Genomic DNA, 26,194 nt, shown 5'->3' with positions numbered 1-26,194 from the left:
TTACAGTCTAATTGTTTGAGATATTCGTATTTGATTGCTAAAATGTATTTAGTGCTAAAGCAAAGGAGTAAACAACTATGACCCAGAAGCCGATTTTACCATATGACGAGATAGGTGCAGATAAATTATCACTCCTTGTTGATACGTTTTATAGCAAAGTAGCAAAACATCCAAAGCTAAAGCCAATATTTCCTGAAGATTTAACGGAAACAGCGCGTAAACAAAAACAATTTTTAACCCAATACCTTGGGGGACCAAACATATATTCGGAAGAACATGGCCATCCCATGCTAAAGATGCGCCATAACCCTTTCTCTATCACACCAGAACGTGCAGAAGCTTGGCTCAGCTGTATGTCAGATGCAATGGACGAAGTCGAACTTGATGGAAAGGTGCGTCATGATTTATATAGAAGACTTGTACTTACTGCCAACCACATGGTCAATCAAATGAGTCATGAGGAGGAAAAGATGTGACAAGAATACAAATTCCTGTTGAGCCGATCAATGCTCCTATTACAAACAAGCCACTTGAAATGTATATGTTTTTAGATCCGCTTTGTTCTGCTTGTTGGGATTTGCAACCGATTATTAGAAAATTACAAGTGGAGTATGGGCAGTACTTTACTATTCGAACAGTGCTTAGTACAAGACTAAACAATTTAAATACTGCCTGCGTTTTATCCAAAGGAACAGTTGAAGATGATATCAACTATCCATATATTCAGCATTCTGTATTGCCTTCTATTGCAGTAAAAGCAGCTGAATTTCAAGGAAAAAAAGCTGGACTTCGTTTTTTTAATAAAATACAGGAATATCTATTCCTTCAAACAAAAAATGTAACTTCTTTTTCGGTATTACAAGAGCTTGCATATGAAGCGAAAATTGATGTAGAGGAATTTACACGTGACTTCCAGTCACAGGAATGTTTACGCTCCTTCCAAAGTGATTTATCCATCACTTGTGAAATGGAAGTTGATACGTTCCCAACGGTTGTATTTTTTAATGAAAATATTGAAGATGAAGGCATCAAAATTTCTGGCACTTATCCTTATGATATATATGTACAAATTTTACAGGAGATGTTAAATACTTCTCCCAAAAGACAAGATCCACCCGGACTTGATAAATTATTAAATCGATTTCATTCATTGACTACTAAGGAAATAGCTGATTACTACGGTTTAACGATGCAACAAGCTGATTATGAATTAAAAAAGCTTTTATTGCGTCAAGAGGTTGAAAGAGTTGTACTTCCAAATCTAGTAGTTTGGCGTTTAAAAAATAGATAAATAGATTATTCATCGGCTGTAAACACTTGTTTACAGCCTTTTATTATGTAATAAAGGGGCTTTTCCCCTCGTTTAACGAGCCATAGCCACTGCCATATACTGCTTTAGATTTTATATGAAGAAAAGGCCGGGCTTGATATCTATGATGCATAAAAAATTCTAAATCGGGAAGTAGAATTGATTTTCGCACCAAGACCACCTTTCCTAGGGGCGAGCGATAAGCGATCATACATCCCACTGGAGTCGCCGTCTGGCACTCCAGTAAAAAAAGCCCTATTTAATAAATTACTTGCATAAATAAAGCCGGAAAAATCACTCCAGCCACACTTCATAATCAATTTATATTTTTAATAGTCGTTTAATTTACAGTCGGTATAAAAAAGAAAAGTTTAGTCAAAATTGACCGATAACTTTACCATAGCCAAAAGAAAAAACCCTTTCCTCAATTAGGAAAGGGTTTTTTACAAAGGGGATGGGAGAAATGTTCACGTTCAAACAAAGGGGTGTATGTTATCTTGTGATTTATTTCACACTCTTACTTTAGCATGCTCCAGTAATAAAAACAACTCCTTGTACTTCACTTTCACAAATTCGTCAAACATTATCCCAGAATTTATAATTTCTTTCTATTCTAAAGTAAAAGCCACCTCTTCTATATAAGAGGTGGCTTCAGACTGTAGACAAACTCCAAAAATTTTGGAGTTTGTCTACAGCCTTTTTTCTTTTAAAATAGAAGTAACACGAGGAAGAGTTGATTTCCGCTACGAACGGACGCTTTCCGCGGGCACGGCTTCAGCCGCTTCCCTCGCTGCGCTCAGTCCAGGGTCTTCAGCTCGCGCTGTTTCCGCAGGAGTCGCCGTTCTTCGCTCCAATCAACGGGGCCTCCTATAAAATGAATGAGGTGATGGATATGATGACGAAAAATCAAACCAATGAACGCGAACAATTAGAAATCTTGACTATTGAACAGTTGGTACCACAAGACCACCTTGTTCGTAAGTTAGATGAGGCAATTGATTTTTCCTTTATCTATCCATTGGACAACCTTTAAGGGTCTTAAAAAATTGTCCATGCAGGCGATGCTAACTTTTGCTGCCTAAAATCTTAAGAAGTTGGCCAACTGGACCTGGAAAACGCCAAAAATGGTGTAAAACAAAAAAATCGAGAGCTGAATTAGCTCTTTTTCCAGAATGTAAACTGCGATAATAGCAAAAGGGTTGGAAATCGTTTCGATTTCCAACCCCTACAGTCTGAGCCACCTCTTTTATTAAGAGGTGGCTTTTACTAATTAGCTCAGTAACTGCTCTAATTCATTTAGTTTTTCTTCAAATACTTTACAAGCCTCTTCAATTGGAGAAGCTGTGTTCATATCTACTCCAGCTTTTTTCAAAACTTCGATTGGATAATCTGAGCAACCAGCTTTAAGGAACTCATTAATATAACGGTCAACCGCTGGCTGTCCTTCAGACAAGATTTGATTGCTCAGTGCAGTAGCGGCACTTAGGCCAGTTGCATATTGATATACATAGTAATTGTAATAGAAGTGAGGAATTCTAGACCATTCTAAACCAATTTGCTCATCTATAACAATATCGTCACCAAAATATTTCTTGTTTAGCTCGTAATACACTTCGGTAAACTTATCAGCTGTTAATGCTTCTCCGTCTTGGTCTAGTTGATGAATGATATGCTCAAACTCCGCAAACATGGTTTGTCTAAATACTGTCCCTCTAAATCCTTCAAGCCAATGGTTTAGTAAATAAATACGTTTCTTAGGATCTTCTATTGTTTTTAATAAATGATCATTTAACAAAGCCTCGTTACAAGTTGACGCTACCTCTGCAACGAAAATAGAATAGTCCCCATACACATACGGTTGGTTTTCCCTAGTATAATAGCTATGAATACTATGTCCAAACTCATGAGTAAGAGTAAATAGGTTATTTACGTTATCTTGCCAGTTCATTAAAATATAAGGATTAGTTCCATAAGTACCAGATGAATAGGCACCAGAACGCTTTCCTTTCGTTTCCACAACGTCTACCCAGCGGCTTTCAAGACCTTTTTTAACAATTGAAACGTATTCCTCACCTAAAGGTTTAAAGCTCTCTAACATTACTGCACAAGCCTCGTCGTACGTATACTCCATTTTCAATTCTTTTACTAACGGTGTGTACAAATCATACATATGTAGCTCGTCTACACCAAGAACTTTTTTACGAAGGCTGACATATCGATGAAGTAAATGTACATTTTTGTTAACCGTTTCCACTAAGTTATCATAAACAGATTCAGGGATGTGGTTAGCTGACAAAGCAGCTTCTCTAGCAGAAGAATAGTTTCTGATCTTTGCATTAACATTATCTGCTTTGATATTCCCACTCAAAGTAGACGCAAATGTATTTTTAAATTTACCATAGGTTTCGTACATACCCTTAAATGCATCCTCACGCACTCGTCGATCTTCACTTTCTAAAAATCTACTATAGCGACCATGTGTAAGTTGTACTTCATTGCCATTCTCATCCTTAATGAAGGGGAATTCCAAATCTGCATTGTTTAACTTACCGAAAGTATCCGCTGATGCCCCGGTCACTTCAGAAAACTGAGCAAGTAGTGCCTCTTGCTCTTTTGGAAGTACATGTGGACGTTCTTTGTTTATCTCTTCTAGCATTTGTTTATATACTTGAAGGTCGTTGTTTTCTTTTAGATAATTTCCTAGTACCGTTTCATCTAAAGACAATATCTCTGGTACTAAAAACGAAAGCTCTGTGGAAACTTTTACGTATAAAGACTTTATACGGCTATCTAAAGCCTGGTATTTACTATTTGAAGTGTCTTGATCATTACGCATATGAGCATAAGTATATAGCTTACGTAATCGGCTAGTTAGCTCGTCACGATATGTTAAAACTTCTAATAATGCTTCTGGTCCAGAACTTATTGTTCCTTGATAAGAAGAGGCTTTTTTAGCTAACTCCGCTACTTCCTTAAATTCTTTTTCCCAATCCGCTTCAGTAGAAAATATATCCTCCAACTTCCAAGTAAGACGTTCATCTACTTCACTTCTTGTTAAGATTTTATTTTTTGTATCTGCTGTCAAAATACTCTCTCCTCCTATTGTTTCGAACTACGAACCAATTCTATTTTCTCAATTTTCAGCTCCTTTTGCAAGGAATTGGTTATAAAGTAATTTATGCATTTTGGTATAGTTGCATGTACTCTCTAGGTGAAGTTGTTCCGGTATATCTAAGCATTCCAAGAGAATCGCTACATACGCTTTTAAAGCCTTTATCCGCATTACTAATCGATTGGGATCCTTCCAACGATGAACCAGTAAGAAATAGCGATAGTGTTGGTCGGTAATCGTGTCTAACATCAGACTATTGCCTAGTAAAAAATCGATCCACTGCAGCTGCCATTCACAGGCATGCTCATCAAACGCATCAGCCCCACAAGACGGTACCCCAATAAATAAAGGAAGATTTATAGGATTTATTCTCCACTTATAGCACACCTGTAAAAAGGAAGATTGAATACCTTTATGGTTATATAGATATAAATTTTTTAAACGTTTCATTCTCTTATCTTGGTAGAGTTTTAAATAAGTCTGAAACTCGTGCTCAGTAATTGTTTTAACCATAGCTAAGGGCCATGTTTGCATAGTAATGGGAAGCCTATTAATTTTTACGATAAAATGATTGGAATATAGATAAAGGAGATTAGAAATATAGGAAAAGGATTTGGTTTGAGGACAGTACGTGATTAGAACTTTACCATTCATACTATGATATAAAAGTTCTGTTTGAAAAGCAGAAATCTTCATGGAACCAATTTGCTGAAGGGGAAAATCCAGTGGGTTAGGGGTTTTTAAAACCCAAAGTGGTTTGATATGGACCTGCATATAGCCTTTATTACGCTTTCGTATGATGCTAGTGGGTATTTTACTACACTGATACTCCAGTGCAACCTTTATATTGTCTGTAAAGATTAAAATATCCGGCCTTTGCTTAATATCTAAAATAAATGGTTCCAAATTACAAGGTACTTTTTTACTTTGCAAAAAATCGTACAGTTGAATTTTCCCTCTCAGATGATCTTCACTTTCCCCTTCTGAAAATGACTGTGCACAAACGGTATTATGTTGATGAGCAAAATGAGGAATTTTGATGTTGCCGACTTTTAAAATAAGCGTTTCTTTACATTCAGCACAATTATAGACATTTTGTCTCATCATTTTTAAACTGTCTCTTGAATAATGAGCTGGTATGAAGATTTCGCCGTCCTTTGTTAGGGCTGTTAATATGATAATCACCTCCATTCTTAATATACAAATAAAAGAAATAAAACGCAATAATCAAAATCATAATGGTATGAGGTTAAAATTTTTAGCTTCGTTAAAGTTACTAGTTGATTTTGACTAACAATTCTTTTTTTATAGTGACTGTAAACATAAACAATTGAACTTTCAAATGGCTATTAAGAACATAAATAGATGACGAAAATGGGGTTGGTGACAGTTTTTTAGCTTTGTTTATGCGAGTAAATTTATTAGTTCATTATCAATGCCAAAGCTGTTCCCATTTATTGATTGGAGCGACAGACGGCGACTCCAGTGGGATGAGTGAGACAGATAAGACATCACAACCGCGCGCGTTAGCGACGGGTTATGGCTTATCGCTCACCCCACGGAAAGCGTCCGGCTGGGGCGGAAATCAATTCTACTCTCTGATCTAAGATTTCTTTGGATTATAAATCAACCCTACCCTTTAACATAGCCAAATTTTTAAAACAAAAAAAACCTTCTCTTCAGAAGGTTTTAAAAATGTTTATTTAATTCTTCCATCACATTGGCTGCTATAATTTCTTTGCCATATTCTTGTATCATGTGAATCGTTGTTTTTGTGCTTTGCCCAAACTCTGAAATAACACTCAACGTATTTAAAATAACTTCTAACTCCACCATATCCATATCAAAAATTACGTGTAAGTAATATTTTTCATTATAATGATATAAAGAAGTGTCAAGATCTAAATCATCAAGTTTTTTGGACAATCCAATAACATCTTCAAAATTTTCGAATATAAAAGTATATTCTGCGGGTATTTCATCTAAGTCATCCATATAATTTGAAAAATCATCAAACTCATGTGGCCCCATGGAATTGGAGACAGCACTTTTAAATATCTTGTTTGATAAATCCTCTGCACTTAAGCTATCGTCTGATCGTTCATCTTTTGCCATTTCCGTTCGAGTGACAATCACTTCTAAACCTTTTTCCATCGCATGAACTTGTATCCATAAGGGACCATCTAACTCCTCAAAATGATCATCATCATGAACCTCATCCATCATTTCCCAAAAAAGCTGCTCGCTCTTATCTTTATTAAACCATATTTCATCTCGGCTGAAGCCTCTTTCTTCAATGTCGATGTATGAAATGTATACTTTGAAAGTGTTGTCATTGATGCGCTCGATATCCATTTAACACATCTCCTTTCGCTTCTTCCGCCTCATTATTGTAGTGTCTATTACTATTGTATGTTGTTTAATAAAAAAAGAAAAGGATTCCAGCTTCACTTTTAAAAATATTAATACAACTTTTTATGTTTTTAAAAATTATAACATGAGGCAAGAAAAACTAATAAAGAAAAGCTGATGATTTTCAAAATTTCTTTGAAAATCATCAGCTTAATCCTGAACTAATTCACAAGTCTTTGCGCTTCTAGTAATTGATACGCACGAACTTTTCTAGGTAAAAATCTTCGAATTTCATCTTCATTATATCCAACTTGTAAACGTTTTTCGTCTAATATGATAGGTCTACGAAGTAAACCTGGATATTCTTGAATTAATTCATATAACCTTTGAAGTGGTAGGCTCTCCACATCAACGTTTAATTTTTGGAATATTTTTGAACGAGTAGATATTATTTCGTCTGTACCGTCTTCGGTCATACGTAGTATTTCTTTAATTTCACTGATACTTAATGGTTCCGAAAAGATATTTCTTTCTGTGTAAGGAATGTCATGCTCTTCTAACCAGGCTTTTGCTTTTCTACATGAAGTACAGCTTGGAGAAGTAAATAATGTAACCATCATATTAAAAAACACTTCCTCTCGATTGTTACTTGTGTTATATAAAGTAGATTATAATTAATTTAATGTAGTTTAGCACTTTTATAGTATACACTAATTAATAAGTATTTAAAATACATTTTTCCAGAAATTTTCTCACTTATAAAGAGTATTTACAATTTGTACATATAATGAACAACCTGATACATTTTTAGAATAATAATGTTTCTTTAATACAATGATACCCTTTTTTAAAAGCATTTAAACCATGTTTTCTAAAAAATATTCATTCTCAATTAGCAGTTCTTTAATGAAAACAACTGTTACACTATATAGTACGTTTTTCATGAAAAAAAGTTTCATTTTATGTTGTAATTAAGGCGCGTTTGCTCATTTTTTAAGTAAAATGATCGGATAGTCAGTTGGATTGGATATCACGTACATCTATAGTTTTAATTTCCCCCTTGTAGTCACTTTAAGCAACTGTATGGAAGTATCCTATCAAAATAGCAGATAGTAAAAAAGCTCCCTAAATTTTACTTTCGTAAAATCTGGGGAGCTTTTAATCCTAGACACTTGTCACATTAGTTAACTGGTGTATAATCTACACCTGGTGTATATTTATTTCCGGCATTCCATAATAAGAATTCGTTAATACCGGCTTCGTTTAATGCCTTTATTTGAGCCTCTACCTCAGCCTTACCATATACTAAGTAATTCCCTTTACCTAAATAAGAAGCAGTAAAATCTTGTAACCAAGGTCTGGACACTGGAGGATTTTTTAGCTCTCCTAGCTTGGCATTCTCAACCTTAGCGTATTCTTGGACAAGACGATATGGTTCTAAATCCGGTTTCGCAATTCCAAAATAAGATGTCCAATGACTTGGATAAATCATGGATGAAATGACATCTACGTTTTCCGATATCTTCGAGAAATTTTGTCCGATACCTGGAGCTTCTGGTAGTGTTGCGGAATATCCAAATATATCAACAGACACTTGTACACCATATGGTTTTAGTTTTTCTCTAGCATAAGCAACAAAGTCAGTTACTGCTGAAACTCTACGCTGGGTTGAATCCAACTCAGATGCCTCATATTTTCCCTTACCATATGCTAATGTAGTGTCTCTTTTTTCAAATCCTTCTGGAAAGCGTACATAGTCAAACTGTACTTCCTTAAAGCCCATTTTCGCTGCTTCAATTGCAACTTCTACATTGTAATCCCATACTTCTTGCATAAATGGATTAACAAAAGCTTCGCCTCTTCCATTCTTCCAAACGGAACCATTTTCAACAAATGATAATTCTGGCTTTCTTTCCGCTAGTTCTGTGTCTTTAAAAACAACAACGCGGGCAATCGGATAAATCTCTTTTTTCTCCATCACTTCCAGAATTCCTCTAAGATCTTTTATGTATGGTTTTCCAATTTCATACTTGAACAAAGGTGAATCCTCTTTAGGCTTATAAGTTAGGTTCCCAAAATCATCTTTAATATCGATGACCATAGCGTTTAACTCAGTATTATCCATTAGCTCTACTAATTGATTAAACCTTGAACCGCCTGCTGAGTGACCCGTCACGTACACTCCTCTTACCGCATCAGGATAGTTAAAAGTAAGTCCGGAGTCATAGACAAATAGCTTAGAAGAGGATATTAACGTTTCCTCTATTGAATTGAAGCCAAATTCCTTCGATGTAAAATCCTTCGAGAAAGCTTTTGTTTCAGCTGAAGCTTCGAATGGTGTCATCATTAAAACACCTAGCATAATACCAGAAATTACTGTTAATAATTTTTGTTTCATAACCGTCTCCCTTTCTTTACGTCTAACATTCTAACAACTATATCGTACGATGAAAAGAGTACATACGTCTAATATTACAATAAAAATTATAATTAATCTAAATGTTCAGCTATATCATTATTTCTTTTCACGCTTACTCCATAATCAAAGAAATTTTGTATAACTTATTTTTAGCTTTAACTTTGAAAATATGTCCTGACAAAAAAAGTAGGCTAATTCGAATTTCTTCGATTAGACTACTTTTAATGGTTTATTAAATACGTGATTGGGATATAGCTTTTAGTTCTTTAAATTCCTTTTCAGAACAAAATACAAAGTGACCCGGTGTAACTTCACGCATTGCAATTTCTTCCCCATCCGTATATTTGTGCGAAGAAGGATCATAAGACTTACGTACACGAGTACGCTCATAGTTAGGATCTGGAAGCGGGATAGCAGATAATAGAGACTGCGTATATGGATGTAATGGATTTGAGTATAATTCTTCGGCAGGTGCAAGCTCTACTAACTTACCGAAATACATTACACCTATTCTATCTGAAATGTATTTAACCATGGAAAGGTCATGCGCGATGAAAAGATATGTTAAACCCTTTTCTTCCTGCAATTCTTTTAATAAGTTAACTACTTGGGCTTGGATAGATACATCTAAAGCTGATATTGGTTCATCCGCAATAATGAATTCTGGATCTACAGCTAACGCTCTAGCTATACCTAGACGTTGACGCTGACCACCAGAGAATTCATGAGGATACCGTTCAGCATGCTCTTTATTAAGACCTACTGTTTCCAGCAATTCAATAACTCGCGCCTTACGTTCAGTCTGATTTTTAACTAAGCCATGAATATCTAAACCTTCTGCTATGATATCCAAAACTTTCATACGCGGATTTAAAGATGCGTAAGGATCTTGGAAGATCATTTGCATTTTACGGTTAAAGATTTTTAAATCTTTTTTCGATTTTTTATCATGTACGTTTACACCATCATAAATTACTTTTCCGTCAGTAGCATCATAAAGTCGAATAATAGTTCGTCCAGTTGTAGACTTACCACATCCGGATTCACCTACTAAACCCAAAGTTTCACCTTTATAGATATCAAAGCTAATGTCGTCTACTGCACGAACTTCATTTTCTTTACCTTCGTTAAAATATTGCTTTAAATTTTTAATTTCTAGTAATTTTTCAGCCATTAGTTAGTACTCCCTTCGTAGTAACGACTTCCAGGGAAATTTTTCATACGTTCAACAATAGAAGCAGGTGGCTCTACTTTTGGTGCATCGGGATGCAATAACCATGTAGCAGCGTAATGCGTATCACTAACCTTAAAGAATGGAGGAGATTGCTCCATATCTATTTTCATCGCATAGTCACTACGAAGAGCAAAAGCGTCTCCTTTAGGAGGGCTTAACAAATCGGGTGGTGTTCCTGGAATTGCATAGAGCTTTTCTTCAGCAGTATCTAATGAAGGCATAGAGCTTAACAAGCCCCATGTATATGGATGCTGAGGGTTATAGAATATTTCATCTACCGTCCCAGTTTCCACAATCTTACCACCATACATTACAGCTACTCTGTCCGCAACATTAGCTACTACTCCTAAATCATGCGTAATAAAGATGATGGATGTATCAATTTTCTTTTGTAAGTCTTTCATTAATTCTAAAATTTGCGCTTGAATTGTTACATCCAATGCCGTTGTTGGTTCATCCGCAATCAGAATCTGTGGATTACAAGCTAGGGCAATAGCTATAACAATACGTTGACGTTGTCCACCAGAGAATTGGTGAGGGTATTGTTTTATGCGTGCTTCCGGCTTTGGCATACCAACTAGACGCAATAAATCCACCGCTACTTTTCTCGCCTCTGCCTTACTTACTTTACGATGCTTTAAAATAGGCTCCATAATTTGTTTACCTATTGTCATTGTCGGGTTCAAAGACGTCATTGGATCTTGGAAAATCATAGATATATCTTTTCCACGAATCTTTTGCATTTCTTTATCTGTAAGCTTTGTTAAATCTTTACCATTAAAAAGAATCTGTCCATTTTTAAATTCAGAGCTAGATTCCGGCAACAAACGCATAATTGACTTTGTTGTAACTGACTTACCAGAGCCAGACTCCCCTACGATTGCAAGTGTTTCTCCTTTGAAAAGATCGAAGTTTACACCACGAATAGCTTTAACCTCGCCTGCAAAAGTATGGAAGGAAAGCTCTAGATCTTTAACTTCCAATATTTTATCCATCCTTGCTTTCCTCCTTTAGTCTTTCATCTTTGGATCTAGCGCATCTCTTAAACCATCACCAAGAAGGTTAAAGGACAGCATTAGTAAGCTTATAATTACAGCTGGAAATACTAAAATATGTGGTTGGAATTTAAGTAATTTAACTCCATCATTAATTAGCGTACCTAACGAAGCTGCAGGCGGCTGTAATCCTAATCCAATAAAGCTTAAGAAAGCCTCAAAGAAAATCGCACTAGGTATTGTAAACATTGTATTAATAACAATAATACTTACAACATTCGGCAAAATATGTTTTGTTATGATTCTGTTATTGGAAGCACCTAACGTACGAGAAGCTAGAACAAATTCTTGGTTTTTGTATTTCAAAACCTGTGCTCGAACTACGCGAGACATTCCAATCCAGCCAGTTATCGTAATAGCAATAATGATTGCCGTGATACCAGGATCCATAAACATGATCATGAGGATAACGATTACTAGATTTGGAATACCAATTAGAATTTCTACTATACGCTGCATAACGTCATCTACACGTCCACCATAGTAACCGGAGATACCTCCATAGGCGACTCCAATAACCATGTCAATTAACGCTGCCATGAATGCGATGAAAAGAGATACCTGTGTTCCTTCCCATACTCGAGCAAACATATCACGACCTAAACCATCCGTTCCAAACCAATAATAAGTATCTACATTTTTTAATTCATATAAATCTACTTCTTTACCTGCCAAGTTTCCATGACCGTCCATAATTCCAAGTTTTTCAACTCCTGGAACTTTTGGTGGTAAGTTCGCATGGGTAATTGTTTGTGTTTCCGCGTCATGAGGACCAATATATGGACCAATCAATGACATAAAAATAATAAAAGCTAATATAAATACACTTACAATAGCAGCCTTATTCTTTCTTATACGATACCAAGCATCTTTCCAAAAGCTTACGCTTGGTTTAGTAATTCTCTCCGCTTGACTGCTATCTACTTGGATTCTATCAAATGAATCAGCAGGTAATTTTTTCAAGTCTTGACTCATTAGTTTTTACCTCCTGACAAACGTATACGTGGATCAATGATTCCATAAAGTAAATCTATAATGAATATTACAACAATTAAGAATACAGAGAAGAAAATAGTAGTACCCATAATAATAGAATAGTCATTTACGTTAATAGATTTTACAAATTGTTCTCCGATTCCTGGGATAGCAAAGATTTGTTCAATTACTAATGACCCAGTTAATAATCCAGCTGCCATCGGACCAAGTACGGTTACTAATGGGATTAAAGCATTACGCAAAGCATGTTTAAATGCTATTTCAGTACCATTTGCTCCTTTAGATTTTGCTAATGTTATATAATCAGAGCTTAAAACTTCTACCATCTCTGTTCTAATAAAACGAGATGCGGTAGCCAGTGGTCCCATCGCTAATGCAATGGAAGGCATAATACTTGAGGCCCATCCATCTTTCCATAAAGCTACTGGTAATATTTCCCATTTAACTCCTAACCAATATTGTAATACTGTGGCAAATACGAATGATGGAATAGAGATACCGATAATGGCTAAAACCGTACTCCCATAGTCCCAAAATGTATTTTGTTTTAATGCTGCAATCATCCCTAAAATAATACCTACTAGTACTCCTGCAATAAGGCCTTGAGCACCAATTTGGAACGATGGTCCGATACGACTTAAAATCAAATCAGTAACTTCAGCATTTTTGAACTGAAATGAGTTACCTAAATCACCTTGAACTAAGTTAAGCATGTAATTTACATACTGGACGGGAACGGGATCATTCAATCCATATTTCGCTTCCACTATTTCAAGTTGTGCTGGGGATAGTTTTGAAGCAGAGCTTATAGGGGATCCTGGTAGCGTCTTCATTAGGAAGAATGTAGCTGTCGCAATCAGGAAAAGCGTGATAATCATATAAAAAACACGACGCAAAATATATTTCGCCATCTTTGCACCTCCTAAATTATTTAATAAATTATAATTTTACTAATCTATATATTAAACAAAAAAAATAGTAATTTGTCAAAATTATATTTTATAGTAAAAATATTGCGTATATTTCGACTCATTTAAAAAGAGAGTATATGTTCCGAAAGGAATACATATACTCTCATTTTATGAGATTTTTAAAACTTAAACTTTATTAGTTTTTACCTTCGATATATGCCCATTTGTAGCTATAGTCTCCACCGATTTGGTGAGAAACGACACCTTTAACATATGGTTTTAGAAGTTGCATAGTACCACGTTGATAAATTGGCCCTATAGCATAGTCTTCAGCAATTAGAAGTTTTTCAGCGTCTGCAAGTGCTTGCCAACGAGCTGCTGCATCTAATGCTAATTCATTGTTAGATGATAATACTAACTCATCATATTTTGGATTTGAATATGACATCATATTGTTACCACCGTCAGTTAACCATAAGTTCATGAAAGTGTAAGGATCTTGGTAATCTGGTCCCCAACCTGCAACTTGAATGTCATAGTCTTGGTTTGTATCAAGATCTAAGCGCACTGCAAATGGTACTTCTTTAAGAGTAACAGTTAAACCTGGTAAGTTTGTTTCTAATTGGTTTTTGAAATACTCATCCATTTTTTTCGATACGTCAGAATCTCCACCAAGAATTTCTAATGTAAGTTCAGTAACACCTAATTCGTCAAGACCTTTTTGCCAAGCTGCTTGTGCTTCTTCTACGTTAAATGTAGACATATCTCCATTTACTTCGCGGAAGTCGTTTGCATCTTCATCAAAAGTAAAGCCTGCTGGTACTAGGTAGTGAGCTGGTACAGAACCGTTTGCTAATACTACATCAACTAAATCTTGTTTATTGATAGCTTTAGAAACAGCTTCACGAATATTTACGTTAGCAAGTGGAGTTGGCTCTCCATTACGTTCTTGATTGTACTTAAAGTAGAATACAGATGCATCCATTTCTGTTACTAGCTCTGGATTATTAGCATATTGCATCGCATATTCACCAGATAGACCAGCGCGGTCTTTTTCTCCATTAGTGTAAAGGTTAACTGCTGTAGCTACTTCTTTAACTACATCATAGTTAATTTCAGTAAGTTTTACAGTGTCTTTGTCCCAATATTGATCATTTTTAACTAGTTTCCAGCTTAAGCCTGTTCCATCCCAATCTTGTAATACGAATGGACCATTGTATAAAAGTGCTTCAGAGTTTTTAGAGTAATTTTCACCTTGAGTTGTAACGAATTCTTCTTTTTGTGGTAAGAATGTTCCAAATGACATTAATGATAAGAAGTAAGGTACTGGTTTTTCAAGAGTTACTTCTAATGTTTTTTCATCAATAGCTTTAACTCCTAGTTCCGTATACTCAGCTTCTCCTGCAGCGATTGCAGCTGCATTTTTGATAACGCCTTCCATCATGTATGGACCGTATTCAGAAGCAGTATCTGGGTTCATAGCACGTTTCCAAGCGAATTCAAAGTCATTTGCAGTTACTGGAGAACCATCAGACCAATTAGCGTCACGTAATTTAAACGTATAAACTAATCCATCTTCAGAAATTGTTGGCTCACCGTCAGCAATTGCTGGTACAGCTACGTTTTCTTGGTTCAAACGGTAAAGACCTTCATTTACGTTGTTTAGTAGATCGAAACCTACTGAGTCAGTTACTAAAGCAGAATCAAGAGTTGGAATTTCAGAACCCATGATTAAGTTTAATACTTGCTCTTCGTCTAATGTTGCTTCTTCAGCACCATCGTCTTCTTTTTCTCCATCTGTTTCAGTTGCTGGTTCGTTAGCTGGTGTTTCTTTAGCCTCATCGTCGCCGCCACATGCAGCTAGGAATAGACCTACAACTAACAGTAGGCTAAGAAGCCATACTAATTTACTATTCTTCACAAAAATAACCTCCCTAATATTCAGAAAAATTCATTACATTTATTATTATACATTTTATAAGAGAGTTGTACATACCTTTTTTTAAATATTTTTACAATCATGTAACAAAATCATTACATTGTCCTAACGAATTAGGAAGATTCCTAACTATTTTGTTAATTATCTTTTATATTTTTAGCTTTGTTAAAGTTATTGGTTGATTTTGACTAACAATTCTTTTTTATAGTAACTGTAAACATTATAAAAGGGACATTCAAATGACTATTAAGATTATAAAATTGGGATTGGGTACAGTTTTTGGCCTTGTTTATGCGAGTAAATTTTTAAGCACTTATCTATGCATGAAGCTGTTCCCATTTATTGATTGGAGCGCCAGACGGCGATTCCTACGGGATGAGTGAGACAGATAAGACATCACAACCACGCGCGTAAGCGATGGGTGATGGCTTATCGCTCACCCCGAGGAAAGCGTCCGGCTGGGGCGGAAATCAATTTTACTCTCTGTTTTAAAGATTTCTTTGCATTATAATTCAACCCTACGCTTTAACATAGCCATATTTTTTATTAGTTTTGATTATTTCAAACAAATCTTCTATAATTTAATTTATTAGAGGTGAATTATGAAAAAGAAGCTTATCTATTTTTTTAGTGCTCAGATTATTATAATTTTAGTGATGTTATTAACGACTAAACGTATCGATCTGGAAGCATATACTAATGTTTCCTTCTATATAGGAGGACTTGTCACATTTATTGGTCTAGTTACATATGTTGTATCAGGAGGATTTTTTGATCTTTATGCGTCTGGCTCAAGGAAATTTTTCACTAGAAAACATTTAAAAGATGAGATTGTGAATATGCGACTTCCTTCCGAAGTTTTTTCTTTCTCCCCTAAACCACTATTTGCTTTAGGGTTATCAATTTTAGCTTGTACATGTATAGCGTTACTTTTTTATTATGGATAAATTTGTCCCTTGATTTTTGAGTTTCTTCTATATATAATAATCAAAACTAAATAAAGAGCTTTGATGAAGAAAGTACATTTATAGAGTGTGTTTAGAGAGTCTGCGGATGCTGCAAGCAGATCATACGATAAATGGAATGGGCTTCTGAGCAGTATAAGTGAAAGGTCAAGTAGCTTATACCGTTTCCTTCGCGTTATGAAGAAGAGTGGCTATTTATTTTAGCAAGCTGGGTGGTACCACGGATATTACATCATTCGTCCCTTTTTTAGGGATGCATGATGTTTTTTTATATTCTAAGGAGGAAAATTTTATGAAAACACTTTTTTCGGGCGTCCAGCCTACCGGTACAATTACTTTGGGAAATTATATCGGCGCATTTAGACAGTTTATAGACCTACAAAATGATAACGATTGTATTTTTTGCATCGTAGATCAGCATGCTATTACTGTAGCTCAAGACCCCCAAGAACTTCAAAATCATATTCGTTCGTTGGCAGCCTTATATCTAGCGGTAGGAATAGATCCAGAGAAGTCGATTTTGTTTGTCCAGTCAGAGGTTCCAGCCCATGCAAAAGCAGGATGGATGATGCAATGTATTTCTCACATTGGAGAACTGGAAAGAATGACGCAGTTCAAAGATAAATCAGATGGGAAAGATGCTGTGACTGCTGGATTATTGACTTACCCACCACTTATGGCCGCTGATATACTTCTTTACCAAACAAACATCGTACCTGTTGGCGATGATCAAAAACAACATATAGAACTAACTCGTGACTTGGCAGAACGTTTCAATAAAAGATACGGTAATGTATTAACTATGCCTGAAATCCAGCTTCCTAAGCACGGCGCACGTATCAAATCCCTGCAGGATCCAACGAAAAAAATGAGTAAGTCAGACCCTAATCAAAAAGCAACTATTCGTATTTTAGATACGCCAAAGCAAATAGAAAAGAAAATCAAAAGCTCTGTTACTGATTCAGAAGGAATCGTAGCATTTGATACTGAAAACAAACCAGGTGTCTCTAATCTATTAACAATAGAATCTGCTTTGACGGGTACACCTATTCCAGAATTAGTAGCTAAATATGAAGGAAAAGGTTATGGAGATTTTAAAGCATCTGTTGCAGAAGCTATTATTAATCATCTAGCACCTATTCAACAGAGATACGAGGAATTATTAAACTCATCAGAACTAGATTCCATTCTAGATCGCGGTGCAGAAAAAGCTAACCAATTAGCAAATGAAACACTTGTTAAGATGGAAGCCGCAATGGGTCTCGGTAGAAGACGCTAATCGTTAATCCTAAAATGGATAGACAGAAGATAATAAAATCTTTTGAGTTTAGCATATACATCAGCACTGATTTCCATGAATATCCTAAAGACAGGAAATTTAAATATAGTACTAAATGGGAGCAGCTGATAATTGCTATTCCGTAGCTTATTAGAAAAATTAGTAGTCTCATTATTATCACGTCCTTCATAAAACATATGAAAAACCGTTCCTAAACTTTCGTCTAGGAACGGTTTTTTTGAAGATTATTTTAATGGCTCTTCTGATACTAGTTGAAGTTCATGTAATCCAAAGTCAGTACCATAAGTTACATCATAGTTTTTCACTGCCTTGTTAACTACATAAATTGCGCTACGGAATTGAGTAGGAATTACTGGAACTTGCTCTGACATGTATACTTGGAAATCACGGAATGCTTGCGCACGTTTTGCAGAGTCAAATGCATCCGGTGAATCGATAGCTGCTAATAATTCATCTAATTCAGGTGAAGTAAAGCGGCTATAGTTAAATGCTGAGTCTTTTCCATATAAGCCTAGTGGTGATGGGTTTGTACCTGTTCCCCAAGCTCCCATGTAAATATCAATTTCAGGGTCATCTGCTTCTACTTTATCATAGAAAGAGTTCATTTCGATTAAACGACCAGATGTTAATACAACCTTTAGACCAACGTCTCTCCAGTTTTGAATCCAATATGCAGCCATTTCTTCAGCTGTAACGTCTCCTGACATACCTGCATAATTAATCTCTAATTTTTCGCCTTCTGGAGTTTCACGGAATCCGTCTCCATCGATATCTTTATAACCAGCTTCGTCTAATAATTGTTCTGCTTTTGCTGGATCATACTTTATGCCCTCTAAAGTGTCATCATAGAAAGAAGCAAATGCTGGTGGTATTAAACCAGTTGCACGAGTTCGTAAATTATCGTAATATGCTTCATTTACAGACTCTACATCTAAAGCATATCCCATTGCCATACGTAAGTTTAGATTAGCCATTTTAGCATTTGGATCCATTGTACTTAATTTAGTTTTAGTGTCAAACTTACCTAATTTAAATCCAAGGTAGGAATAAGATAACTCTGGTTGAACAAGTACAGAAGCATTTTTAAAGTCTTTTACTTCCGCATACTTCGTTGCTGGTAATGATCCAGCTGTCATATGATATTCACCAGTTTCTAACGCTTTAGAGATTGAGCTAGAAGGTACTACTTTTAAAAGTACGCCATCCAACTTAGGCTCTCCTTTAAAGTAATGTTCATTTTTTACAAATTGAACAGATTCACCAGGAATAATTTTTTCAAATTTAAATGCACCTAAAGATAATGGGTTTTTACGAACTGGGTCAGATTCTAACAATTGTCCTACTGGAATATCTTTTAAAATATGACTTGGTTCAGCAGAACTCCATAGACCATCTCCACCTGAATAAATTGCTGGAGATAATTTTTTAAAGGAAATTTCTAATGTAGTTTCGTCAACCTTTTTTAATCCAGAAATTGTATCAGCAGTTCCTGCATTATACTCTTCTGCACCAATGATATTTTTAAAATCTCCGTCATAACGAATACCTTGATAGTCTGGGTGTCCAATGATTAAATATGGAAGCATAACATCTTCAATTTTCAAAGGCTCGCCATCTGACCATTTTACACCTTCACGGATTTTAATTGTTGCTTTGTTTGTATTAGGGTCTGCTTCAAGTGTAGCAATACCTCTGTCATCAATTAAAAAGTCACCATCTACAGAGAAAATGGAATTACTAGCGTAATCTAAAATATCTGCATCTACACCATTTTGATATAATACTAGAGAGAAGATCCCTTCAAAAGGAGTATCTGTTCCTAATGCAACCTTTAAAATTCCGCCATCAATTGCATCTCCCTCATGCTCAACCTTTTGAGAAAATTCTGAAGTACCTTCTTCTGCAGCAGGTTCTTCCTCTTTATCTTCTTCTTTATCCTTATCGTCCTCAGTCTTTGCCGGTTCTGTTGTTCCTTCAGTATTTGAGCCTGAAGATTCTTCGTCGTTGTTACATGCGCCTAACACAAGCATAAATGCTATTAGTACAGCTAATAATGTCCAAAGCTTCTTATTCATCCTTTTTCCTCCTTTTTATATATCTTTATATATCAAACGAAATCGTTTAATACCATCTTCATTATCCTTGCCTTTGTCTTGCGTCTGCCGATCGACGTAGCGCTTGCCCTACATAATTGATGGAAAGCATTAATAACAAAATTAGCAAGGAAGCTGGTAGCCATACCCACCATTTGTCCTCTAAAATTAACGGATTATTCGCATAACTTACAAGAGTTCCCAAGCTAGGTACACTTTGCGGTAAGCCAAAGCCTAAATAAGATAATCCTGTTTCTAAACCTACATTTCCTGCAAAACTTAACGTCAGTTCAACGATTAGAATAGAGCTAAGATTAGGCATAACACCTGTAAAGATAATTCTGCCATTGCCAGTTCCTAATGTTTTAGAGGCATTTATATAATCTCTTCTACTCTCAGTTAATGACTTACTTCTAACCAGTCGGGCCGTTGACACCCATAAAAAAGTACTCATAATAAGAACGAACTCAAATATAGAGTATTTCGGAATAATTGTTACAAACACAATGATGATCATTAAAGTTGGAATAGTGATGAAAAAGTCAATAATTCTCATAAATATATTGTCTATTAAACCACCAAAGTAGCCTGTAATCATACCAATGGCCACACCTACAATACCTGTTATAATTGTCACCGATAATGCTATAGTAATGGAGTTTCTAGCTCCGATGATTAACTGTCCTAAAATGGAACGTCCACCCTGATCAGCTCCCAGAATAAACTTTTCGCCAGGTTCTGAAAATTTGTCTCTTAAACTTACATTCATTAATTCTTCTTGATTGATCATTGCTGCTGAGATATAGATAGCTATTATTCCAATGACTAAACAAAATAGCGAGAACATTGCTAACTTATCTTTTTTAAACTCTCTTACTAGCACTTGAAAACCTGTAGGCGGAGAGCTTTGTGTGTTTTTTTCTAGAATTTCTGTATTAAGTATTTGTTCACTCATCATACTCTCTCCTTAACCTTATATTTTGGGTCAATCTATTCTAATACGTGGATCTACAATGCTCATGATGATATCAGACAATAGACTACCTAATAAAGTTAAGAAGCCAAAAAGCAATACTAAAGCGGTAATAACGCTATAATCCCTGGAGGATATAGATTGTATAAACAATTGCCCCATGCCTTGATATCCAAAAATGGTTTCTATAAATATGGAGCCACCTAGTAACCCAGTAATTGTAAACCCTAGAAAAGCTGCAATTGGCAATAATGAGTTTCGGAAAATGTGTCTACTGTATACTTTTTTAATAGGAATTCCCTTACTTCTTGCTGTACGGACATAATCCATCGACTTTGCATCTATAATTTCAGATCTTAGGTACTGAATTACTGCGGTCGTTCCAAGGATTGCATAGGTCATTGCAGGCAATAGCATATGATAAATTCGGTTCCATACATACCCAAGGGTACCTTCCTCGTACTTTATGTCCACCGTACCGGCTGTCGGAAACCATCCAAGATGATAACCGAAAAAGAATAATGCTAGCAAGCCAAGTACGAATGTTGGGATCGCATAGGTCACAAAAGAGTATAGTACGATTGTTTTATCTAGGAATGTATCTTGAAAGCGCCCCGCCAATACTCCTAACGGAATAGCTATTAAGTATAGAAGAACAACGCTGAGCAAGGATAGCCACAGTGTGTTCATCGCCCGAAATCCTATTAAATCCGCAACAGGCATGCTATACGTATAACTCTTACCAAAATCCCCTTGAATTGCATTCGTTATCCAATTGTAGTATTGTACATACCAAGGATCGTAAAATCCTGCTAACACTCTCATTTCTTCTAATCGATTAGGATCGGATTCTGGTGTTATTAGGCCTGTGAATGGGTCTCCAGGCATTTGCTTAGCTAATATAAATATTAGTAGGCTTAAGACAAAAAGCTGTGGAATCATGGCTAAAACTCTTCTCAATATTGTTTTCCACATATTAGATGACCTCCTTGCTTCTAGTGGCCATTGCTACTTGATGAGTAGTTGAGATTGGTACTAAATCTAATACTTTCCCATCCTTATCAAAGTATTTCTGATGATCAGTTACATAATTTTTTTCTACTTCAATTCTTTCTCTTTTTCTTGCTTCTCTACCTTTTGGATTTACGTCAGGTATAGCCGATAGCAATCTCCTTGTATAGATATGTTGAGGATTTGTATAAATATCTTCCCTACTTCCAGTTTCTACAAATTTACCTTTGTACATAATAGAAATTTCATCACACATATGTTTAACTACACCCAAATCGTGGGATATAAATAAGTAACTTAATCCAAATTCTCTTTGTATATCTTTCATAAAATTCAACACTTGTGCTTGAACCGATAAATCTAGTGCTGATACTGGTTCATCTGCTATGATCAATTTAGGATTTGTTGCAATAGCACGAGCAATGCCAATCCTTTGTTTCTGACCGCCTGAAAACTCATGAGGATACTTTACCTTGACATCCTCGCTCATTCCCACTATTTCTAACAGTTCATTAATTTTTCTTTTTTCTTCGGTAGGAGACAGTTTCAAAAAATTTCTAATAGGTTCTGCTATGATATCTTGAACTCGTTTTCTAGGATTTAAACTTGAGTGAGCGTCTTGAAATATCATTTGAATATCTCGATTATAGGAAGAAGATGGACTACGACGGCTATTTGTAACATCCTGTCCTTCGTATATGATTTGTCCAGATGTTATTTTTTCAAGTCCAATAATAGATTTACCAGTAGTAGACTTTCCACAGCCAGATTCTCCTACCAATCCATACGTTTTCCCTTTTTCAATTTCTAACGAGATTCCATCTACTGCATGCACACGATCAACCACTGTATTAAAAAATCCACCCCTGATAGGATAATGAACATGTAAGTCCTTAATTTGCATAAAACTCATTGGTTACTTCCCCTTTCTCACCCTCAAAATGAAAATGCTGCCAACATGTGCATCTGACAAGGTGTCCTGGAGAAACTTCATGCAATACTGGATTTTTTTCATGTGTCTCTTCACTGATCCAAGGGATTCTGGCAGAAAATCTACATCCTTCTCGAGGTAATTTGGCTAAAGAAGGTACAATTCCTTGAATAACTTCAAGCCTATCATTCTCACTATTCATCTGTGGTATAGAGTTAAATAATGAACGAGTATAAGGGTGTAACGGATTAGAAAATAGTTCCTCTACAGGAGCCTCTTCAATAATTTGTCCTGCGTACATTACTGCAACCCGGTCTGCTACTTCAGCTACTACGCCTAAGTCATGTGTTATTAATATAATTCCCGAACCTGTTTCTTTTTGTAAGTCAATAAGTAAGTCCAATATTTGAGCTTGAATGGTTACGTCCAATGCAGTAGTTGGTTCATCTGCAATGATTACTTTAGGCTTACAAGAGATTGCAATCGCAATGATAACCCGCTGTCTCATCCCTCCAGACAATTGATGTGGGAATTGTTTTGCAGTTCGCTCTGGATTTGGGATACCTACTTGTTTTAATAACTCTAATACTCTTTTTTTTCTTTCAGACTTACTCAGCTTTGTATGAAAGGCAAGGCTTTCTTCAATTTGGTCTTGAATCTTCATCAACGGGTTTAATGCAGATAAGGGATCTTGGAAAATCATCCCTATTTCTTCTCCTCGAACAGCATTAAAGTTTTCATCATTCAATTTAGCAAGATTGATACCATTGTATATAATTTCGCCTTCCACTCTTGTTTTGTTGTGGTCATGTAACCCAATAATGGACGTTGCTAAAGTAGATTTCCCACAACCTGATTCTCCTACGATTGCCAGAATTTCATTTCTCTTTAGCGAAATGGATACCCCATCCACGGCATCATAATATGTATCTTTTATTCTGAATCCGGTATGTAAATTGTTTATGGTTAATAGCTGTTCTGAGTTGTTCAAACTAATTCTCCTCTCACGCAACTTTATGTTCGGTCTGATTTTTTCCAAATAATTAAAGATTAAAACTTTTCTGTTATTTGATTCCTTTTGTAAAGTCTATTACAGGATGATTACAAGCGCAATATAAATTTTTTATATATTTTGTTTATTTAATATATTCTGAACCATACAAAATTATTATAAACATTGGAATATCAAGGTTTTAATTAGGCTAAATAATGGAAAATTGTTATGAAAATAAATTAAATATACACTTATTTCTTAATACTTTTTAATATATATTTGTTCTAAAAGAACTATAATATACAAAAAAATCCACGCTCACAAGAACGTGGATTTTTTGTTGTTTATTTGATTTTTTTAAATAATATACTTGCATTATGACCACCAAAACCTAATGAATTACTCATGGCATAGTCAATTTCTTCTTTTCTTGCCTCATTTGGAACATAGTCTAAATCACATAACGGATCAGGCGTTTCCAGATTTGTGGTAGGCGGTAAGATGCCTTCATGGAGAGCTAATACACTGAATATTGCCTCTACCCCTCCTGCCGCACCGAGCAAGTGACCAGTCATAGATTTAGTGGAACTCATAGCCAAATTGTACGCATGCTCACCAAATACGGATTTTACAGCCATTGTTTCAAACTGATCATTATAAGGCGTACTAGTTCCGTGCGCATTAATATAATCGATCTTCTCCGGAGACACTCCTGCATCGTCTAATGCTTGCTTCATCGCTCTAGCTGCCCCTTCTCCTTCTGGAGCTGGTGCAGTAATATGGTGGGCATCTCCTGTAGAACCATAACCTATTATTTCTGCATAGATTTTAGCACCACGAGCAACAGCGTGCTCATATTCTTCTAATATAAGAATTCCAGCTCCTTCACCAATAACAAATCCGTCTCGATTAGCATCAAAAGGTTTCGATGCGGTATTAGAATCTGTATTTAAAGAAAGTGCAGTATTGGAGCAGAAACCAGCTACAGACATATGAGTAATCGGAGACTCTGCTCCGCCGGTAATCATCACATCTGCATCTCCTCGCTCGATCACTTTAAAAGCATCCCCTATAGAGTTAGTGCCAGATGCACAAGCCGTTACCGTACATGAATTAATCGCCTTTGCCCCAAAATGAATTGACACCTGACCTGCAGCCATGTCAGGAATCATCATTGGCACGAAGAATGGACTTACGCGTCTCGTTCCTTTTTCTAAAAATACTCGGAACTGATTCTCGTATGTCTCCATTCCACCAATACCTGAACCAATCCAAACGCCTGTACGTAGACCTAGCTCTTCTGTGATTGTTAAATTGGCGTCCTCAACTGCCATAATTGCAGAAGCTAAAGCATAGTGAGTAAAACGATCCATTTTTCTTGCATCTTTCTTTTCAATATACTTCTCTATGTCAAAATCTTTTACCTCTGCGGCCACTTTCGCTGGAAACAAAGATGCGTCAAGTCTTGTTAACATTCCGACACCTGATTTACCTTCCTTAATACCAGCCCAAGTAGTTTCTACATCATTACCTAGTGGTGTTACGGCACCTAATCCTGTTACTACAACCCTACGTTTCGTCATGTATGTCCGTCCCTTCGACAAATTAAATTATTTTCCCCATTTAAGCGCTATTGCTCCCCAAGTCAAGCCTCCACCAAAACCTACCATTACAATAATATCATCATCTTTCACTTTTCCATTTTTTACTTCTTCTTTTAATGCTAGTGGAATAGATGAAGATGAAGTATTGCCGTATTTATGAATGGTTTTTGCCATTTTTTCAGCAGGCAACTCTAGTCGTTCTCTAGATGCCTCCATAATACGAATATTTGCTTGATGAGGGATTAACAAATCAATATCTGTTTTTTGTAATCCTGCTTTTTCGATAACGTTAATAGCAGATTCGCCCATTTGACGAACCGCAAATTTAAATACCTCTCTTCCATTCATCGTAATGTAAGGTCCGTCCTGCAATAAATACTTTCCTCCACTACCATTGGCTCCAAGCTCAAAGGACAATATGCCTCTGCCCTCAGAGACTTCTCCAATTACTACAGCCCCTGCTCCGTCTCCAAAGAGGACAGCAGTATTTCGATCTTCCCAGTCTGTAATTTTAGACAGCTTTTCCACACCAATTACTAACACATGAGAATACGTTTTAGATTCTACAAATTGCTTTGCAGTAACGACACCATACATAAACCCTGCGCATGCAGCGGATATATCCATTGCTGCTGCATTAGTAGCCCCTAATTGCTCCTGAAGCATCGTGGAGACACTAGGAAAAGGACGATCCGGAGTTACTGTTGCTACCAAAATTAGTCCTATTTGTTCCGGAGAAATTCCTGCATCCGCTATTGCTTCCTTGGCTGCCTTGACAGCCATATGTGAACTTTCTTCTCCAGGAGCAGCTATTCGACGCTCCTCTATACCAGTCATTGTTTTTATCCATTCATCCGATGTATCTATTCTTTTTTCAAGGTCTTCATTCGTTAAAATCTTCTCAGGTGCATAAGTTCCTAAACCTATAATTCCTGCATTCATGAAATTCCTCTTTTCTTGTAATCTATTATTAGTACCTGGTATTAATAATAGCGA

At 36.0% G+C, this 26,194-nt stretch carries 22 protein-coding genes and 1 other annotated feature; of the genes, 5 read left to right on the top strand and 17 right to left on the bottom strand.

What is annotated here, in order from left to right; genetic code table 11:
• Positions 1-77 precede the first annotated feature (77 nt).
• The 3 genes from M3627_RS13035 (at position 78) to M3627_RS13025 (ending at position 2,342) form a co-directional block, all read left to right on the top strand.
• Entirely contained in the window at positions 78-476 is a 399-nt protein-coding gene (locus tag M3627_RS13035; RefSeq protein WP_169358857.1) for a globin domain-containing protein, read from the top strand.
• Positions 473-1,291 carry a ClpXP adapter SpxH family protein gene (locus tag M3627_RS13030; protein WP_251556055.1) on the top strand — a complete coding sequence of 273 codons (819 nt, stop codon included), beginning with the start codon at positions 473-475 and terminating at the stop codon, positions 1,289-1,291. The genes M3627_RS13035 and M3627_RS13030 overlap by 4 nt, the downstream gene beginning before the upstream one ends.
• Positions 1,292-2,183: 892 nt before the next feature.
• Positions 2,184-2,342 (top strand): hypothetical protein, encoded by a 159-nt coding sequence (locus M3627_RS13025; RefSeq protein WP_251556084.1) that lies wholly within the window; start codon positions 2,184-2,186, stop codon positions 2,340-2,342.
• A gap of 237 nt (positions 2,343-2,579) precedes the next feature.
• On the opposite strand, the gene pepF is transcribed toward M3627_RS13025, so the two are convergent.
• From pepF to M3627_RS12975, 10 genes are all read right to left on the bottom strand, one after another.
• Positions 2,580-4,394 (bottom strand): oligoendopeptidase F, encoded by a 1,815-nt coding sequence (pepF, locus tag M3627_RS13020; protein WP_169361195.1) that lies wholly within the window; start codon positions 4,392-4,394, stop codon positions 2,580-2,582.
• 48 nt (positions 4,395-4,442) lie between these two features.
• Complete coding sequence (locus tag M3627_RS13015; protein WP_251556054.1) at positions 4,443-5,612, bottom strand: competence protein CoiA; 1,170 nt, start codon at positions 5,610-5,612, stop codon at positions 4,443-4,445.
• 498 nt (positions 5,613-6,110) lie between these two features.
• Complete coding sequence (gene mecA / locus M3627_RS13010) at positions 6,111-6,776, bottom strand: adaptor protein MecA (protein WP_251556053.1); 666 nt, start codon at positions 6,774-6,776, stop codon at positions 6,111-6,113.
• 218 nt (positions 6,777-6,994) lie between these two features.
• The gene (spxA, locus tag M3627_RS13005; RefSeq protein WP_053590237.1) at positions 6,995-7,390 is read right to left on the bottom strand and encodes a transcriptional regulator SpxA; all 396 of its coding nucleotides are present in this window, start codon (positions 7,388-7,390) and stop codon (positions 6,995-6,997) included.
• 563 nt (positions 7,391-7,953) lie between these two features.
• The gene (locus M3627_RS13000; RefSeq protein ID WP_483315290.1) at positions 7,954-9,171 is read right to left on the bottom strand and encodes a putative glycoside hydrolase; all 1,218 of its coding nucleotides are present in this window, start codon (positions 9,169-9,171) and stop codon (positions 7,954-7,956) included.
• Between the two features lie 253 nt (positions 9,172-9,424).
• Positions 9,425-10,366 (bottom strand): ABC transporter ATP-binding protein, encoded by a 942-nt coding sequence (locus tag M3627_RS12995; RefSeq protein ID WP_169361199.1) that lies wholly within the window; start codon positions 10,364-10,366, stop codon positions 9,425-9,427.
• Positions 10,366-11,421 (bottom strand): ABC transporter ATP-binding protein, encoded by a 1,056-nt coding sequence (locus M3627_RS12990; protein ID WP_251556052.1) that lies wholly within the window; start codon positions 11,419-11,421, stop codon positions 10,366-10,368. The genes M3627_RS12995 and M3627_RS12990 overlap by 1 nt, the downstream gene beginning before the upstream one ends.
• A 15-nt stretch (positions 11,422-11,436) precedes the next feature.
• Positions 11,437-12,456, bottom strand: a complete 1,020-nt coding sequence (gene opp3C / locus M3627_RS12985) for an oligopeptide ABC transporter permease (protein ID WP_251556051.1) — start codon at positions 12,454-12,456, stop codon at positions 11,437-11,439.
• Positions 12,456-13,388 carry an oligopeptide ABC transporter permease gene (opp3b, locus tag M3627_RS12980; protein ID WP_251556050.1) on the bottom strand — a complete coding sequence of 311 codons (933 nt, stop codon included), beginning with the start codon at positions 13,386-13,388 and terminating at the stop codon, positions 12,456-12,458. The genes opp3C and opp3b overlap by 1 nt, the downstream gene beginning before the upstream one ends.
• A gap of 196 nt (positions 13,389-13,584) precedes the next feature.
• Complete coding sequence (locus M3627_RS12975; protein ID WP_251556049.1) at positions 13,585-15,309, bottom strand: peptide ABC transporter substrate-binding protein; 1,725 nt, start codon at positions 15,307-15,309, stop codon at positions 13,585-13,587.
• 620 nt (positions 15,310-15,929) lie between these two features.
• Between M3627_RS12975 and M3627_RS12970 the strand changes: the two genes are divergently transcribed.
• Positions 15,930-16,274 carry a DUF3899 domain-containing protein gene (locus M3627_RS12970; RefSeq protein WP_251556048.1) on the top strand — a complete coding sequence of 115 codons (345 nt, stop codon included), beginning with the start codon at positions 15,930-15,932 and terminating at the stop codon, positions 16,272-16,274.
• 51 nt (positions 16,275-16,325) lie between these two features.
• Positions 16,326-16,539: a binding site (T-box leader), on the top strand.
• Positions 16,540-16,584: 45 nt separating this feature from the next.
• Positions 16,585-17,571: a tryptophan--tRNA ligase gene (gene trpS / locus M3627_RS12965; protein ID WP_251556047.1), complete on the top strand. Its 987-nt coding sequence runs from the start codon at positions 16,585-16,587 to the stop codon at positions 17,569-17,571.
• 245 nt (positions 17,572-17,816) lie between these two features.
• On the opposite strand, the gene M3627_RS12960 is transcribed toward trpS, so the two are convergent.
• The 7 genes from M3627_RS12960 to M3627_RS12930 all read right to left on the bottom strand — a co-directional run bounded on the left by M3627_RS12960 (position 17,817) and on the right by M3627_RS12930 (position 26,140).
• Positions 17,817-19,667 (bottom strand): oligopeptide ABC transporter substrate-binding protein, encoded by a 1,851-nt coding sequence (locus M3627_RS12960; RefSeq protein ID WP_251556046.1) that lies wholly within the window; start codon positions 19,665-19,667, stop codon positions 17,817-17,819.
• Positions 19,668-19,728: 61 nt separating this feature from the next.
• Positions 19,729-20,640, bottom strand: coding sequence for an ABC transporter permease (locus M3627_RS12955; RefSeq protein WP_251556044.1), 912 nt, complete (start codon positions 20,638-20,640; stop codon positions 19,729-19,731).
• A 30-nt stretch (positions 20,641-20,670) separates the two neighbouring features.
• A complete protein-coding gene (opp4B, locus tag M3627_RS12950; protein ID WP_169361208.1) occupies positions 20,671-21,633 on the bottom strand; it encodes an oligopeptide ABC transporter permease in 963 nt (320 codons plus the stop codon).
• A 1-nt stretch (position 21,634) separates the two neighbouring features.
• On the bottom strand, positions 21,635-22,582 hold the full coding sequence (locus tag M3627_RS12945; RefSeq protein ID WP_169361209.1) for an ABC transporter ATP-binding protein: 948 nt from the start codon (positions 22,580-22,582) through the stop codon (positions 21,635-21,637).
• Entirely contained in the window at positions 22,563-23,591 is a 1,029-nt protein-coding gene (locus M3627_RS12940; RefSeq protein WP_169361210.1) for an ABC transporter ATP-binding protein, read from the bottom strand. The genes M3627_RS12945 and M3627_RS12940 overlap by 20 nt, the downstream gene beginning before the upstream one ends.
• 347 nt (positions 23,592-23,938) lie before the next feature.
• Positions 23,939-25,177 carry a beta-ketoacyl-ACP synthase II gene (gene fabF / locus M3627_RS12935; RefSeq protein ID WP_251556043.1) on the bottom strand — a complete coding sequence of 413 codons (1,239 nt, stop codon included), beginning with the start codon at positions 25,175-25,177 and terminating at the stop codon, positions 23,939-23,941.
• Positions 25,178-25,204: 27 nt separating this feature from the next.
• Entirely contained in the window at positions 25,205-26,140 is a 936-nt protein-coding gene (locus M3627_RS12930; RefSeq protein WP_169361212.1) for a beta-ketoacyl-ACP synthase III, read from the bottom strand.
• Between the last annotated feature and the right edge of the window lie 54 nt (positions 26,141-26,194).

Source organism: Psychrobacillus sp. MER TA 171 (assembly GCF_023713305.1).
Taxonomy (GTDB): domain Bacteria; phylum Bacillota; class Bacilli; order Bacillales_A; family Planococcaceae; genus Psychrobacillus.
The sequence above is the reverse complement of the archived record's forward strand: the minus strand, read 5'-3'. Positions and strand labels throughout refer to the sequence as shown.